Source organism: Sharpea porci (assembly GCF_009695655.1).
Classification (GTDB): Bacteria; Bacillota_I; Bacilli_A; order Erysipelotrichales; family Coprobacillaceae; genus Sharpea; species Sharpea porci.
The window spans coordinates 66509-81593 of record NZ_VUNM01000008.1; the positions used below are offsets into that span (position 1 = coordinate 66509).

Sequence of the window (15085 nt, forward strand, 5' to 3'; positions counted from 1 at the left end):
ACACTTTTCAATAACCATAAAAGCAGAATCATGTAGTGCCCTCCTTTCCCGCCGCAAATTGGAGGCGAAGGAAAGACCCTCTATATATGTATTCGTCAGAAAATGTCTTTTTTCTCACTGAAAATTTCATTTTTCTTTATCAAATAGGGATTTTCAAGAAATATAAAAAAGAATTGTCATTGTAAAAGACATTTGTTATAATCGTGAAGGGCAACTCCAAATGTGTGAGTTGTTTTTTCTTTTTTACCCAGAAGAAGGGAGTAATATATGGCAAAATTTATCTTTGTAACAGGTGGTGTTGTTTCAGGTTTGGGTAAGGGCCTAACAGCTGCCTCATTAGGACGTATTCTTAAGAACCGTGGACTTAAAGTTTTCATGCAGAAACTCGATCCTTATATTAATGTAGACCCAGGTACAATGTCTCCATACCAGCATGGTGAAGTTTTCGTCACTGCTGATGGCGCGGAAACAGACTTGGACTTAGGACACTATGAACGTTTTATTGATACGGAATTAAATAGAAACTCTTCAGTGACAACAGGACGTATTTATAGTGATGTTATCACTAAGGAAAGAAGAGGGGACTACTTAGGAGCAACAGTACAGGTTGTTCCTCATATCACAAATGAAATCAAAAGCAAGATTTATGCCGCTGCTCAAAGTAGTAATGCCGATATTGTCATTACAGAAATTGGTGGTACAGTAGGTGATATGGAATCATTACCATTTATTGAAGCTATCCGTCAGGTGCGTTTAGATTTAGGATATGAAAATACATTCTATATCCATACAACTTTATTGCCATATATTGATGGCTCTAAGGAAGTTAAGACAAAACCAACACAGCATTCTGTTAAAGAATTATTAGGTTATGGTATTCAGCCTGATATGATTGTCGCAAGAAGTGGTCATGAAATTACACAGGACTTAAAAGAAAAGATTTCTTTATTCTGTAATGTTCCTACAGAAGCTGTTATTTCTAACTATAATGTTGATGTTTTATATGATCTTCCAATGCTTCTTGTAGAACAACATATGGATGATTTAGTCCTCAATCATTTACGTATTGATGCACCAAAGGCTGATATGAATGAATGGGCTGAAATGATCAATACTGTCAAGAATTTAAAAGACACTGTAACAATTAAGCTTGTAGGTAAATATGTACAGTTACCAGATGCTTATATTTCAGTTAATGAAGCATTAAGACATGCTGGTTATGTCAATAATTCAGAAGTCAATATTGAGTGGGTTAACTCAGAAGAAATCAATAAAGAAAATGTTGGAGAAATGCTTGCAGGGGCTGATGGTATCATTGTCCCAGGTGGATTTGGGAATCGTGGTATCGAAGGCATGATTGTCGCTATTAGCTATGCACGAGAAAACAATTTACCATTCTTAGGTATTTGTTTAGGCATGCAATTAGCTTCTATTGAATTCGCAAGAAATGTATGTAAGCTAGATGATGTCAATTCGCTTGAATTCGATAAGAACTGCATGACACCATTAATCAGCTTAATGCAGGATCAGACAATGGAAGAAATGGGCGGTACACAGCGTTTAGGTAACTATACTTGTGAACTAGCACCAGGTAGCTTAGCACATGAACTTTATGGCCAGGATATTATTCATGAAAGACATCGTCATAGATATGAATTCAACAATGTCTATAAAGGAGAACTTGCTTCCAAGGGGCTTGTCTTCTCAGGCCGTAATCCTAAGCGTAATTTAGTAGAAATTATTGAATTACCAAACCATCCATATTTCATTGCATGTCAATTCCATCCTGAATTCAAATCAAGACCTAATGAACCACATCCATTATTTAAAGGCTTAATCAAAGCCGCACATGACAAGAAATATCATTAAAATCAAAGGAATGTACAAACATTCCTTTTTTTGAAGTATAATTTTGTTGAAAGCGAGGACATTGATATGCGTATAGGACAATCAATAGATATTCATCAATTAGTAGAAGGACGTCCCTTAATATTAGGAGGCGTACATATCCCTTATGAAAAAGGCTTAAAAGGACATAGTGATGCAGATGTATTACTTCATGCCATTATTGAAGCTATTATTGGAGCTATGGGTGAAGGAGATATTGGCAAACACTTCCCTGATACAGATCCCCAATATAAAGGTATTTCATCAATGATTCTTTTAGAAAAGACATATGAAATGATGGTTAACCATCATTATAAGATAGGCAATGTTGATGCCATCATCATGACTGAACAACCTAAAATGGCACCTCATATTACAGCTATGAGAGAGAATATTGCCCAAACTCTTCATACTGATGTTAACAACATTAACATTAAAGCAACACGTGGAGAAAAGATGGGGTTTGTAGGAAGAGGAGAAGGCATTGTAAGTCAAGCTGTTGTACTTTTGGAAAATGCATAATATGTAAATTGCATTTACGCCTATCTTGACTATAATAAATTCATGGAGGTGGAAGCATGAAGATCAAGAATCGTATCATTATTATCGTACTCTTATTCTTCATGGTCACAGTTGCTTTTTTAACTTATATAGCTGCTACAATGACAATCTTTTCATTAAAAAAAGATGTCTTTATCTTTGAATATGGCACCCAGATTCCTACTGAAGTTGATTACTATGTGAATGCTTCAAAACGTGTTTCACAAAGTGTCGTCTTGAATTTAAAAAATGTAGAAAACAAAGTCGGTACCTATAAAGCAACAGCATCCTATCTTGATGAAGAACTCCATTTCACAATTAAAATCGTAGATAATACCAAACCTAAAGTCACCCTCAAACAGGTTGTCTTTAGAGTGACAAAAGGTGAACAGCTTTATGCCAAAGATACCATCGGTCATATTGAAGATGCTTCCCTCACCAATGTCTATTTCCAGTCAGCTGATGATTCAAAAGACCTCACCAAATATAAGCGCTATAAGAAATATGGCACATATATCGAGCGTGTTGTTGTCATAGACAACAATGGTAACGAATCAGCTCCATTAAGAGTAAAGATTGTTGTTGTACGTAATACAGAACCACCGGTTATTAAAGGCATCAACAATATTAAAATAGCAGTGAATTCAAGCTTTGATCCATTATCGGGCGTTAGTGCTTATGATGCCGTTGATGGCGATATCACAAAGAAGATAGAAGTTATTGGAAGTGTGGATACAAGCCATCCAGCTGTCTATACGCTACGATACAGAGTTGTGGATTCATCAGAAAATGAAACAATCAAAACACGAAAGGTAATTGTTGAATGATCACAAATATCTATATCTTAATATGTATTGGTATCTGGATTTATATTCACTTTATTGCGGATGATGATTATTATGCGACAGCAATGCGATTAGGTGCAATGTATCCAGAGAAGGTCAGTAATGATCATGAATATTGGCGTATATTTACTTGTAATTTTATTCATGTTGACTTCTTGCATCTATTCATGAATGTCTACTGTATTTATTCTTTAGGACATTATTTTGAAATGATTATGACAGAGCCTGTATATCTTGCATTACTAATAGTTTGTATGTTATCTACAGGATTTATTGTTTATGCTTCAAGCTTCTACTTTGAAAGTGCAAGACATGCCTTGACACTTGGGGCATCCGGTGTCTTCTTTGGCTATTTAGGTGCGATGATTGCCTTGGGGCTCTTTGCAGGAGGCTATTTCACAACAATGCTTACAAGCAATATCTATGCCATTATCATTAACTTGGGGGCAACATTCTTTATTCCCCATATCTCTAAAAGTGGACACTTAGGTGGTATGTTAGGAGGATATCTCTTTATTTTCTTCCTCTATCTCATACACTATATCTAGGAAATATCAGTTGATATTTCCTTTTTTGTAGTACAAGCAAAGCTTGTATCTAGTTTGAATTATAAAAGTGCTTCTTGTAAAAATAAGACTATTTCTAGATGGTTGATTAAAAAATGTAAATTCAAATATTAGAAAATGTCATTTTAATTATGTATTATATTTAATATGATTATTGTGAAGGAAAGGGTGAAGTGGTATATATGAATAAAATGGAAAGTATCATTAAAGAGTTAGAACAATACACTGAAAAAGAAATTGTTTATAAAAAATATTGGGAATTACGAAATGATAATGTGAAAAGAAAAGAATTCTTAAATGAAATCGAAGCGTATGCCAGAGAAAAACATTTATTAATTTTTGAATATCCATTTGCTTCTTATCCAGAAATTTTAACGGAACGAGATTTTTATCCAAACTTATCCATTGCAAAACATTCTAATGTTAATGTTGTCCGTCATTTACGATATACACCTATTTTTCATCACTCTCATACTTTTTTTACTGTGTTATATGTATTAAAAGGACATTGTGAACATACTGTAGCTGATAAAAATGTACCTATGAAGCAAGGGGATGTTTTCTTTTTACCTCCATATGTTAAACAGACAATTGGTGTGTTTGATGACAGTATTGTTTTAAATATACATATTCGTAGAGATACATTTGATGATTACTTTTTCAATGTATTAAGAAATGAAAATAAGCTTTCTGATTTTTTCATTGGTTGCTTATATAGTCAAAATCCAATGCAAGGTTTGATGTTTCATACAGGGGATGATGAAGAAATTCGTGATCTATACTTGAATTTATATCGTGAAACAAAAATTGATGATATGTATAGTTGGAGAATTTTAGATAATATCACATCCATTTTGTTTTCAAAATTATTAAGAGGTTATTCAGATCAAATTGAATTAGTTGGAAATGTAAATCAAGAAGAAATGAATGACCCTTGTTTACGTATCTTAAGTTATATCAATAATAATTATCGAACTGCTACGCTAGAAAATGTGGCTGATAAATTTCATTATTCAGTTCCATATTGTTCGAATATGATTCGTGAAAAAACAGGTATGGGATTTGTTGCTTTTGTTAGAAAAGTTAGAATGAATCATGCAACTGCACTTCTTACTAATACGAATCGTTCCATAGCGGAAATTGGAGAAGCGGTTGGATATGAAAATCCAGAATCATTGATTCGTGCTTTTAAGAAAATGTATAATATGACTCCATCTGCATATAGAAAGATTAATCAGTCGCATTCATCATAAAAAATGTAAATTGATATCTTCGATTCTGTCCTATTTATTTTTCTTATATTTGATTATGATTGATATATAAAAAAAGGAGAACATTATGTCAAAAATAAGTGATCATATTCGTAAGAATTTTAAAAAGACAGATGAAGAACGAGATGCTGGTTTACAAACACCAGACAATATAATTCGATATGATGATATTGTATATGGAAATGATAAAAACATTCAGGTACTCGATGTATATAAATTAAAAGAAGATGCCAATAAAACTCTTCCAACGATAATTAGTGTTCATGGTGGTGGTTGGGTATATGGAGATAAAGAAAAATATCAATTTTATTGTATGAATCTTGCTCAAAGAGGATTCGCTGTAGTGAATTTTACATATAGATTAGCTCCTGAAAATAAATTTCCTGCTTCTTTAGAAGATACATGCATGGTATTTAATTGGATATGGAATCATAAAGAAGAGTATGGTTTTGATGCAAATCATATTTTTGCAGTTGGAGATTCTGCTGGTGCTAATATTTTATCTCTAGCTTGTGCTATTTCATGTAATGAAGAATATGCGAATCAATTTGATTTTGACATAAATTCAAATTTTAAATTGAAAGCCATCGCATTAAATTGTGGTACGAATATTATTAAGGTATCAAGTCATCCTAAAGATAAGTTTTCTACAGAGTTAATGAAGGATTGTCTTGAAAATGAAGGAACCAAAGAAGAACTATATTTAGTCAATGTACTCAATCATATAAATGAAAAGTATCCTCCGACTTTTTTAATGAGTGCAGAAAATGATTTTTTAAAGAGTCAAATGTTACCAGTGGCTAGTAAACTACTAGAAAAGAATGTTCCATTTGTTGTGAAATACTATAAAGATCCAAGCGAAAAATTAGGACATGTATTTCATTTAAATATTAGATCCAATGCAGCCAATCGCTGTAATGATGATGAATGTGAGTTCTTTAAAAGTTTCATTATAAATAACTCTTCTAACAAATAAATCTGTCTTTTAAACAATTTTAGAGAGGCTGTAACATTTAGCCCAAAATAGAGTATTTCAAGGAGGCCTAGCCTCCTTTTTTAGTTAATATGAATTTTTGGGATTGGAAGCATGATTATCATGTTTCCATTTTTATTAGAAGTTACAGCCTCTTTGTATTTCTTAAAAAATGTCAACTGTTTATATTTGAGCTATCTTAAAAAATGACAATACCATAAAAAATGTCAATTCATGAGTACGATTCATCACTACAAAGAATAATTAAAAAAATTATAATATCAGTGTAAAAAGACAATAGTAGAAAAGAGAAAGGAGATTGTATGGAAAACTATAAAGATTTATGTAATCAAATTTTAGAAAATGTTGGAGGAAAGGAAAACGTAAGTGGAGCATTCCATTGTATGACAAGACTTAGACTTACATTAAGAGATAAGTCAAAAGCTAATATTGATGCTTTAAAAAATGTAAAAGGTGTTATGGGTGCTCAGTTCAGTGGTGATCAATTCCAAGTCATCATTGGAACAAATGTTGCGAGTGTATATCCTCAATTCTGTGAAGTCGCTGGCTTAAGTGAAGAAAAGGCAGTCGATGAAAACTTAGATACAGATGGTGGAAAGTTTAATATTAAAGAACTTCCTAGAACTATTCTTAACTATGTATCTGGATCTATTGCACCTGTTCTTCCAATCATGTTAGGAGCTGGATTCTTCCAAGTATTCTATTCAATTTTAGGAACAGGATTCTTAAATGTTTTACCTAAAAATTCTGCATTTATGCAATCATTATATATCTTTGGTAAAGTTGGTTTCTACTTCTTACCTGTATATGTTGCTTGGGGAGCTGCAAAAAAATTAAATACTTCAATCCCTCTTGCTTTAGTATTAGGAACTATTTTAGTGGATCCTAACATCATAAAAATTGTAACTGCAGGCAAACCATTTAAGGTATTTGGTTTATTAAATATGCCATTAAATGATTATTCATCCGGTGTATTTCCACCATTACTTGCTGTTTGGGTATTAAGCTATGTTTACAAATATGTTGATAAAGTGATTCCTAAATCATTAAAAGTTATGGCTGTTCCATTCTGTACATTAGTTATTATGTTCCCAATCACATTATGTATTTTAGCTCCTATTGGAAACTGGCTTGGTATTGGAATCACAGCAATTATTAACACAATTTATCAAGTAGCTGGACCAATTGGTGTTGGATTAGTTGGTGCATTATGGATGTTGATGATTTCAACTGGAATGCATATCGCAATTATTCAAATGGCTATGGCTAGTATCTTCTCTGTTGGATATGATCCAATCGTATTCGTTGGATCTACTGTTGCAAACTATGCATTAATGGGACTTGTCTTATCTTATTTCATTCGTTCAAAAGGAGAAGAAAAACAATTAGCTGGGGCTAATACAATTGCAATCATTGCTGGTGGCGTATCGGAACCTACAATCTTTGGTCTATTATTCAGAAATAAAAAAGCATTTATTTATCAAATGATTGCTGGTGGAATTGGTGCTTTTGTATCTGGTATTTTAAAAGTTCAATACTGTACTATGGCTCCAGGAAACTTCATGAATGCATTAGGATTCACAGGTGGAAGTGGCAATAACTTCATCTATGGTGTAATCAGTTGTGTGATTGGATTTGGAATTGCTTTATTATTAGGATTAATCTTAGGATTTGACGATAAGAAAAAGGCATAAGAAGGTTCAAACATGAATGTAGTTGGTATTGATATTGGAGGAACAAATTTTCGAATTGGCTTAGTTGATGATAGTCAAAATGTTTTAAAACTTGAAAAAGTACCCGTTAAAACTGTTTTTAATTCAGATGATCCTTTATTGGATTTATCAAATAAAATTATTGAATTTACCAAAGAAGAAAAATATGGAGCCATAGCCATTGGGTTTCCTGCCACAATGAATGTTGATCGTACACGCGTTGTACAGGCTCCTAATATCGCTTTTATGGAAAATCTTCCTGTGTGTGAAGTATTGGAAAAGAAATTAAATGTACCTGTTGTAGCGGAAAGAGATGTTACCTTTGCATTAAGCTATGACATGCATAAATATGAATTACCCAATGAAGGAATTATTTGTGGAATCTATTATGGAACTGGGATTGGAAATGCCATTTGTATCAATGGCGTTCCTTTAACTGGACAACACGGATGTGCTGGTGAAATTGGACATATTCCAGTATTTGGATCTACTGAAGTATGTGGATGTGGAAATGTTGGTTGTCTAGAAGCAGAAGCCGGTGGGAAAGCATTGGCAAAAATTCAAAAAGAAGATTATCCGGAAACATCTATTGGTGATATGTTTACAAAACATGCAAATGATAAAAAGGTAAAGAATATTGTAGAACTTATGGTAAATGCTGTGGCAACAGAAGTAAATATTTTGGATCCTGCCTATGTTCTATTAGGTGGTGGAGTCTTTAAGATGAAAGATTTTCCAATTGAAATGTTTAATGAATTTATTCGACAAAAGGTTCGTAAACCACTTCCTTTAAATGAATTAAAAATTATTTATGCAGACGATGAAATTGATAAGAGTGTAGTAGGTGCATCTATTTATGCTCGAAATAAATTAAAAATTTAATGCGAATAGGAGGAATGAATATTCCTCCATCTCTCGCTTCAAAGAAGGTGCCTTATGCTTACAATATATGATTTACAAACTGAGTATAGAAACAATCCAATAGGATTAGATGAAACATGTCCAGCATTTTCTTGGAAGCTTAAATCAAATCATAATAATGTTGTACAAGAAAAGTGTAGAGTGATTGTTTCACAAAATAAAGAAATAGTTTATGATAGTGGATTCATTGAAACCAATCAAACTCTGTATCATAAATACAAAGGAAAATCATTAAAGCCAGAGACTTTATATGATGTGGAAGTTGTATCTATTGATAATTATGGGGAAGAAGGAATGGCTCATGGTTGGTTTGAAACAGGTCTTCTTCAACCAAAAAATTTTGTGGCGGATTTTATTACACATGGTTTTGATGATTCTTTAGAACCAGCAGCTGTATTTACATATTCTTTTCAATCAAATAAAAAAATCAAAAAAGCGAGAGCTTATGTTTCCGCTTTAGGTATGTATAAACTTGAAATAAATGGAAAAAGAGTAGGTGATATTCGTTTTGCCCCAGGATGGACATCTTATCAAGAAAGATTGCAATATCAAACGTATGATCTAACTAATATTCTCTCCATACACAATGATATTGCGATTACTGTAGCAAATGGATGGTGGAAAGGTATTTTAGGATTCTATGAACAAGGTTGTCATTATGGAAAACGTACAGCTGCCATTGCTCAAATTCGAATTGAATACGAAGATGGAAGTCAGGATTTAATTTGTACTAATGAAGATTGGATGTCTACTACTGGGCCAATTCGTTATAGCGAATTGTATCATGGTGAAATTATTGATTATTCTATTTCAAATCAAGAAATAAAACCGGTATCTCTTTTTGAGTATCCAAAACAAAATTTAATTGGACAAGTAAATGAACCGGTTCGTATTACCGAACGTGTGCCTGTTAAACAAGTCATTCATTCTCCAAAAGGGGAAACAATTTTAGACTTTGGTCAAAATATGTCGGCAGTTGTAGAAGCAAAATTAAAACTTCCGAAAGGAACAAAAGTTGTTTTAAGACATGCGGAATTATTAGATGAAAATGGTAATTTGTTTACGACAAACCTTCGTACTGCAAAAGCAACAGATACATATATTTGCAGTGGAAAAGAAGATATTTTCCTTCCAGAATTTACATCACACGGTTTTCGATATGTTGCAATTGAAGGTATAGATAATGTAGATCCAAATTGTTTTGTTGCTTGTGTTCAGCATTCTGATTATAAACGTGATACAGAATTTGAATGTTCAGATGCAAATATAAATCAATTATGGAAAAACATTGATTGGACAATGCGTTCAAACTTTATTGATATTCCAATGGATTGTCCACAAAGAGATGAGCGTTTAGGGTATACAGGGGATACAGAAATCTTTTTACCAACGGCTCTAAATTATGGGAATTTAGCTTTATTCTTTAGAAAATGGCTTCGTGATTTAAAAGTAGAACAAAGCGATATTTTTGGCGTGCCACTTACTGTACCTGATATTTTAAGAACACATACTTGTGTAAATATTTGGCATGATGCTGCTGCCATTGTTCCTTGGCTTGTATATCAAAAATATGGTGATATTCGTGTATTAGAAGAACAATATGACAGTATTCTAAGAAGCGTTGAATATACACATCAATTAGCTGGTGATGGTTTATTGAGTATTGAAAATAGTTCACAATTTGGTGACTGGTTAGCACTAGATGCACCAAAAGGTCCTTTTAGAATTCAAAATGGAGATTTACGTCCATCAATGGATGAAAAAGTAGGAGGAACGGATCCTTTCTTAATTGGAAATGTATATTATCTGTATTCAATTGATATTTTGAAGAAAACTGCTTCTATATTAGGAAAAACAGAAGATGCAAAAAAATATCAAGATTTATATGATCGTATCTTACAACAATTCCAAGATGAATATATTACGAATAGTGGAAGAGTTGTCTCACAAACACAAACAGCAGCTGCTTTGGTTTTATTCTTTGATCTTGCCAAAGAAAAAGATCGGGAAAAGATTTTAAATAGTTTGATTTTAAATCTTGTAAAAACAAAAAAACAATTAAGAACTGGATTTGTTGGTACTGAATATCTTCCTCATGTATTAAGTCGTTTCAATAAACATCAATTGATGGGAGACATTTTATTTAAAGATGATTGTCCTTCTTGGTTATATGAAATCAAACTAGGAGCAACTACAATCTGGGAATTATGGGATGGAATGAATCCAGATCACAGTATTAATAAATTTGCGATGAATTCATTTAATCAATTTGGATTTGGAACAATTGGGGATTGGTTAATGAAGGAATTAGCTGGTATTCAACAATTAGATGCTGGATATAAAAAATGTAAATTAGCTCCAAAATTGGTGAAAGGAATCACGTATGTAAATGCATCGTATGAAACGCCTTATGGAAAACTAGCTTGTCGTATTGAATGTAAGGCTGGAATGATGATATGCGATATCACAATTCCTGCTAATACAACTTGTGATGTGTATTTACCTCAAAGAGACATGGAGACACTTAGATCTGGTTCTTATCATTTTGAATATGAAACAGAATTAAGATTTGAAAGTGCAACATACTCTGAAGATTCTACTTTAAGAGATTTAATGAAACATAAAGAAGCAATGGATTATTTTGTACAAAAAGCGCCTAAATTAGCACGTAATCCATTTGTTCAAAATTTTGCAGGTAGATTATCAATCATTGAAATAAAGATGACGATTCCAGAAACAATGGTTCCCAAATATGCATATTCTATATTTGATGAAATGATTGATATATTAAATAGAAAGGAAATTCAATAATGAAAATTGCAATTGGAAATGACCACGTAGCTGTGGAAATGAAAAAAGAAATCAAGAAATATTTAGAATCAAAAGGACATGAAGTTATCAATGTTGGAACAGATTCAACTGAAAGATTTGATTATCCAATATCAGGATATAAAGTAGCTAAAATGGTAGCAAACAAGGAAGTAGATTGTGGAGTATTAATTTGTGGAACAGGTGTAGGTATTTCACTTGCTGCCAATAAGGTTGAAGGAATCAGAGCTTGTGTTTGTTCAGAACCATATTCCGCTAAATTATCAAAACAACACAACAATTCAAATATCATTGCTTTTGGTGCAAGAGTTATTGGAATTGAAACAGCTAAGATGATCGTAGATGAATGGTTAGCTGCTGAATATGAAGGTGGAAGACATCAAAAACGTATTGATATGATAGATGAAATCCAAAAAACTCAAAATTTAAAAGCATTGGAGGACTAATATGAATAAATTATTATGTCCTTCTATGATGTGTGCAAATTATGGACATTTAGCCGATGAGGTGCGTGCATTAGATGATGCTGGATGTGATATTTTCCATTGTGACATTATGGATGGAACTTTTGTTCCAAACTTTACAATGGGGGTTATGGATATTCAAACCATTCGTCGTTATACAGATAAATTAGTAGATTGCCACTTAATGATTGAAAATCCTTCATCAAAAGTAGATTGGTTTATTAAAGCTGGTGCAGATATTGTTTATATTCATCCTGAATCAGAGAGATATGTTGTAAAGACATTAGCCCATATTAAAGAAATGGGGGCAAAAGCTGGAATTGCCGTCAATCCAGATACTTCTGTTTCTTCTATTTCTGAAATTTTAAATCTTTGTGACTATGTTTTAGTTATGACAGTAAATCCTGGATTTGCTGGTCAGTCATTTATTGATTTCACAAGAAAAAAAGTAAAACAATTAGTGGAATTGAAACAAGAGTATGGATTTAAGGTTATGATTGATGGTCATTGTTCACCGGAAGTTATTGATGATTTAAGTGCTTTAGGAGCCGATGGCTTTATCCTTGGTTCCTCTGCTTTATTTAGAAAAGGAAAAACATATAAACAAATTATTGATGATTTAAGAAAGGAGAATGAAGATGTCAAATAAAGTAATTGGAATGATTGTTCCTACAACTGATAATTCTTTCTTTTCCTCATTAACTCATTATGTTGAATTGATATTGGATAAAAATTCTTATAAATTATTTGTTTGTGATTCGAATAATAATTCCGAAAGGGAAAAAGAGTATCTAAAACTATTATCTACTTGTTGTGATGGAATAATTGATGTATCGGGTTTATCCGAATTTAATGAGAATTTAATTCCAAATGATTTTCCGATTGTATTTGTAGATCGTAAACCATCAAGTTCAAAATCAATCCCATGGATAGGTAATGATGATGAAAAGGCAATGTATGAAGCGACTTCTTATATATTAGGTAAAAATTGTAAAAATATTTTGCTTCTACCTGGTTTTATAGCTGAATACCAGGAATCTCCTCGTGTTATGGGATATAAAAAAGCATTGATGGATAATGGAATTGTCTTTGATGATTCCTATGTTTTAAATCGTAAAGGATTGCATTCTTCAGAAGTAGAGACACAAGATCTAGTTATGAAGGCTTTATCTGAAAATAAGGATGTGGATGCGATTATTACTTCTTCAGACCGGGCTGCTTTTTCGGCTATGAACGCCATTGGTAAACTTGGGTATTATGCTCCTGAAGATATTAAATTAATTTCATTTGATAATTCTCCTTATTCAACTCTTTCCTCGCCTTCTATTACTTCAATTGATAGAAATCCAAAAGCTATTGCTGCAAAAGCTGTGGAAGTATTACTGGATAGAATGAATGGAAAAGAAGTAAATATTACAAATATGATTGAAGTTTCCTTGGTTATTCGAGATAGTACTCGATAATTTAGAAAGAGGTTTATTTATGGCATTTCCAAAAGATTTTTTATGGGTGGTGCTACGGCAGTAAACTAATGTGAAGGGGCCTATAATGCAGATGGAAGAGGATTGGCTTCATGTGGATGAAGGATTACGTGAATCTTGAGAACTCGAGAGTTGACTACCATGATGGAAACCACAAGATGAAGTGGCTCAATATTATAGCCAGCAACTTTGACAACATCTACAAGGGCGTATGCAAGAGAGACCTTCCGCTGCTTCTGGCTGAGCAGGAGTATAGGTTCAACCACGGATATACAGGAAGACACTTCATGGAGAAGATAGCAAAGTATATCAGGAAGTGCATGCCAATGACCAATCAGGCTATCGGCAAAGCTCTTGACAGATATAATGCTAGGTTCGTCCTTATATAGAGGTTAACTGAGAGAAGTTCCCCATCATATAAAAAATAATAGAATTATATTTATTTTATTATTGTTGTGTAAACAAGTACTTTACAAAGATGTATTGATGACATATTATATTCCTGTCTTTGACAGTTGTGCATATAAAAACCCTTCAAAAACACTGATAAATTCAACGTTTTTTGAAGGGCTTTTTGCTTTAAAAATGTAGTAATATCTCTATCTCTTTGTATTCTTTATAATTTTTTTCATATTCTTCTCACCATTGATCTGATAATCGGTTCTGAACCCAAATGCCTCATGAAGAATATCAGTTGCATCATTTCTTGTATACGTTGGAACATAGCCACTTCCTTCATAATGATAGAAGTTATATCCTCTTAATGTATCAATAAGCTCCTCAATGGTCAGCTTATTGCCTGTTCTGCTCTCAAGTATTCTGATGAACATCAGTGCAATGAAGCATGTGAGGAAGTGCGCTTCTATTCTGTTATCCTTCTGAAGATATACGGGTCTTGCCTTGAAGTCAGATTTCATGATTCTGAATGATTCTTCAATCTCCCATCTTCTCTTATTAACTTCGATGATATCTTTTATATCATCCTCTAATGTAGTACATACTGCATAGAATCCATCATATTTCTCTTCTTCAGCTATTCTTCCATCATTCACAACTACTTCCACATTATCTGCAACCTCGCCATTGTCAGTATATCTGACCTCATCAAGGAATCTTGAAGGGCTGTTAGGGTTTTTAGTAGTTGTCTTCTTATTGCTTTCAGCTGATTTTCTAGCTCTTTCAATCTGCCTGTTTCTGATGTATCTCTGATAGGCTCTGTACTTTGGAGAGAACGAAACAATGATTCTCTGTTCAATACCATTCTCATTGATCCATCTTTCCTTGTACCAGATGCCGTCTTCATATGATTCACCATCATCAACTGCCTTCATTACAGAAGATATGTCTAATCCAGTACTATCACCCTTAGTCCATCCTTCTGGATTAAGTGCCCAGTCTTTTATGTGCTTCTTAATCTTCTTTAAAGACTGTGTAACGATATAAGAGCGTTCACCCTGTGTATTGAATTGCCTATTATCATTAGAAGCAAGTCCAGCATCAGTACATACAACGAACTTTGTGATACCGAAATCCTTTATTATCTTCTTCTCAAGTGGAATGAGTGATGGCTGCTCG

At 33.0% G+C, this 15085-nt stretch carries 14 protein-coding genes; 13 read left to right on the plus strand and 1 reads right to left on the minus strand.

The features are described 5' to 3' along the window. Positions 1-267 precede the first annotated feature (267 nt). The 13 genes from FYJ79_RS05390 to FYJ79_RS05450 all read left to right on the plus strand — a co-directional run bounded on the left by FYJ79_RS05390 (position 268) and on the right by FYJ79_RS05450 (position 13899). The gene (locus FYJ79_RS05390; RefSeq protein ID WP_154515207.1) at positions 268-1869 is read left to right on the plus strand and encodes a CTP synthase; all 1602 of its coding nucleotides are present in this window, start codon (positions 268-270) and stop codon (positions 1867-1869) included. A 66-nt stretch (positions 1870-1935) separates the two neighbouring features. Beyond that, positions 1936-2409, plus strand: a complete 474-nt coding sequence (ispF, locus tag FYJ79_RS05395; protein ID WP_033163303.1) for a 2-C-methyl-D-erythritol 2,4-cyclodiphosphate synthase — start codon at positions 1936-1938, stop codon at positions 2407-2409. Between the two features lie 56 nt (positions 2410-2465). Further along, entirely contained in the window at positions 2466-3254 is a 789-nt protein-coding gene (locus FYJ79_RS05400; RefSeq protein WP_154515209.1) for an immunoglobulin-like domain-containing protein, read from the plus strand. After that, positions 3251-3820: a rhomboid family intramembrane serine protease gene (locus FYJ79_RS05405; RefSeq protein ID WP_033163304.1), complete on the plus strand. Its 570-nt coding sequence runs from the start codon at positions 3251-3253 to the stop codon at positions 3818-3820. Before FYJ79_RS05400 ends, FYJ79_RS05405 begins: the two co-directional genes overlap by 4 nt. Positions 3821-4020: 200 nt before the next feature. Then, positions 4021-5091, plus strand: a complete 1071-nt coding sequence (locus FYJ79_RS05410) for an AraC family transcriptional regulator (protein ID WP_154515211.1) — start codon at positions 4021-4023, stop codon at positions 5089-5091. Between the two features lie 85 nt (positions 5092-5176). Beyond that, complete coding sequence (locus FYJ79_RS05415) at positions 5177-6085, plus strand: alpha/beta hydrolase (protein WP_154515213.1); 909 nt, start codon at positions 5177-5179, stop codon at positions 6083-6085. Positions 6086-6405: 320 nt separating this feature from the next. Next, a complete protein-coding gene (locus FYJ79_RS05420; RefSeq protein ID WP_154515215.1) occupies positions 6406-7797 on the plus strand; it encodes a PTS transporter subunit EIIC in 1392 nt (463 codons plus the stop codon). Between the two features lie 12 nt (positions 7798-7809). Further along, positions 7810-8697, plus strand: a complete 888-nt coding sequence (gene alsK / locus FYJ79_RS05425; protein WP_154515217.1) for an allose kinase — start codon at positions 7810-7812, stop codon at positions 8695-8697. 54 nt (positions 8698-8751) lie between these two features. Beyond that, positions 8752-11547 carry an alpha-L-rhamnosidase gene (locus tag FYJ79_RS05430; RefSeq protein WP_154515219.1) on the plus strand — a complete coding sequence of 932 codons (2796 nt, stop codon included), beginning with the start codon at positions 8752-8754 and terminating at the stop codon, positions 11545-11547. Further along, a complete protein-coding gene (rpiB, locus tag FYJ79_RS05435; RefSeq protein ID WP_154515221.1) occupies positions 11547-12011 on the plus strand; it encodes a ribose 5-phosphate isomerase B in 465 nt (154 codons plus the stop codon). Before FYJ79_RS05430 ends, rpiB begins: the two co-directional genes overlap by 1 nt. A gap of 1 nt (position 12012) precedes the next feature. After that, positions 12013-12678, plus strand: a complete 666-nt coding sequence (rpe, locus tag FYJ79_RS05440; RefSeq protein ID WP_154515222.1) for a ribulose-phosphate 3-epimerase — start codon at positions 12013-12015, stop codon at positions 12676-12678. After that, positions 12668-13492 (plus strand): substrate-binding domain-containing protein, encoded by an 825-nt coding sequence (locus FYJ79_RS05445; protein WP_195837023.1) that lies wholly within the window; start codon positions 12668-12670, stop codon positions 13490-13492. Before rpe ends, FYJ79_RS05445 begins: the two co-directional genes overlap by 11 nt. Positions 13493-13602: 110 nt before the next feature. Then, complete coding sequence (locus FYJ79_RS05450) at positions 13603-13899, plus strand: hypothetical protein (RefSeq protein ID WP_154515226.1); 297 nt, start codon at positions 13603-13605, stop codon at positions 13897-13899. Positions 13900-14109: 210 nt separating this feature from the next. On the opposite strand, the gene FYJ79_RS05455 is transcribed toward FYJ79_RS05450, so the two are convergent. Continuing rightward, the coding region (locus FYJ79_RS05455) for an IS1634 family transposase (RefSeq protein WP_154515228.1) at positions 14110-15085 on the minus strand (976 nt) is incomplete at its 5' end.

Bases quoted from the DNA above. Each gene is read 5' to 3' on its own strand.
- FYJ79_RS05390 (WP_154515207.1), top strand. From the start codon at position 268: ATGGCAAAATTTATCTTTGTAACAGGTGGTGTTGTTTCAGGTTTGGGT.
- ispF (WP_033163303.1), top strand. From the start codon at position 1,936: ATGCGTATAGGACAATCAATAGATATTCATCAATTAGTAGAAGGACGT.
- FYJ79_RS05400 (WP_154515209.1), top strand. From the start codon at position 2,466: ATGAAGATCAAGAATCGTATCATTATTATCGTACTCTTATTCTTCATG.
- FYJ79_RS05405 (WP_033163304.1), top strand. From the start codon at position 3,251: ATGATCACAAATATCTATATCTTAATATGTATTGGTATCTGGATTTAT.
- FYJ79_RS05410 (WP_154515211.1), top strand. From the start codon at position 4,021: ATGAATAAAATGGAAAGTATCATTAAAGAGTTAGAACAATACACTGAA.
- FYJ79_RS05415 (WP_154515213.1), top strand. From the start codon at position 5,177: ATGTCAAAAATAAGTGATCATATTCGTAAGAATTTTAAAAAGACAGAT.
- FYJ79_RS05420 (WP_154515215.1), top strand. From the start codon at position 6,406: ATGGAAAACTATAAAGATTTATGTAATCAAATTTTAGAAAATGTTGGA.
- alsK (WP_154515217.1), top strand. From the start codon at position 7,810: ATGAATGTAGTTGGTATTGATATTGGAGGAACAAATTTTCGAATTGGC.
- FYJ79_RS05430 (WP_154515219.1), top strand. From the start codon at position 8,752: ATGCTTACAATATATGATTTACAAACTGAGTATAGAAACAATCCAATA.
- rpiB (WP_154515221.1), top strand. From the start codon at position 11,547: ATGAAAATTGCAATTGGAAATGACCACGTAGCTGTGGAAATGAAAAAA.
- rpe (WP_154515222.1), top strand. From the start codon at position 12,013: ATGAATAAATTATTATGTCCTTCTATGATGTGTGCAAATTATGGACAT.
- FYJ79_RS05445 (WP_195837023.1), top strand. From the start codon at position 12,668: ATGTCAAATAAAGTAATTGGAATGATTGTTCCTACAACTGATAATTCT.
- FYJ79_RS05450 (WP_154515226.1), top strand. From the start codon at position 13,603: ATGTGGATGAAGGATTACGTGAATCTTGAGAACTCGAGAGTTGACTAC.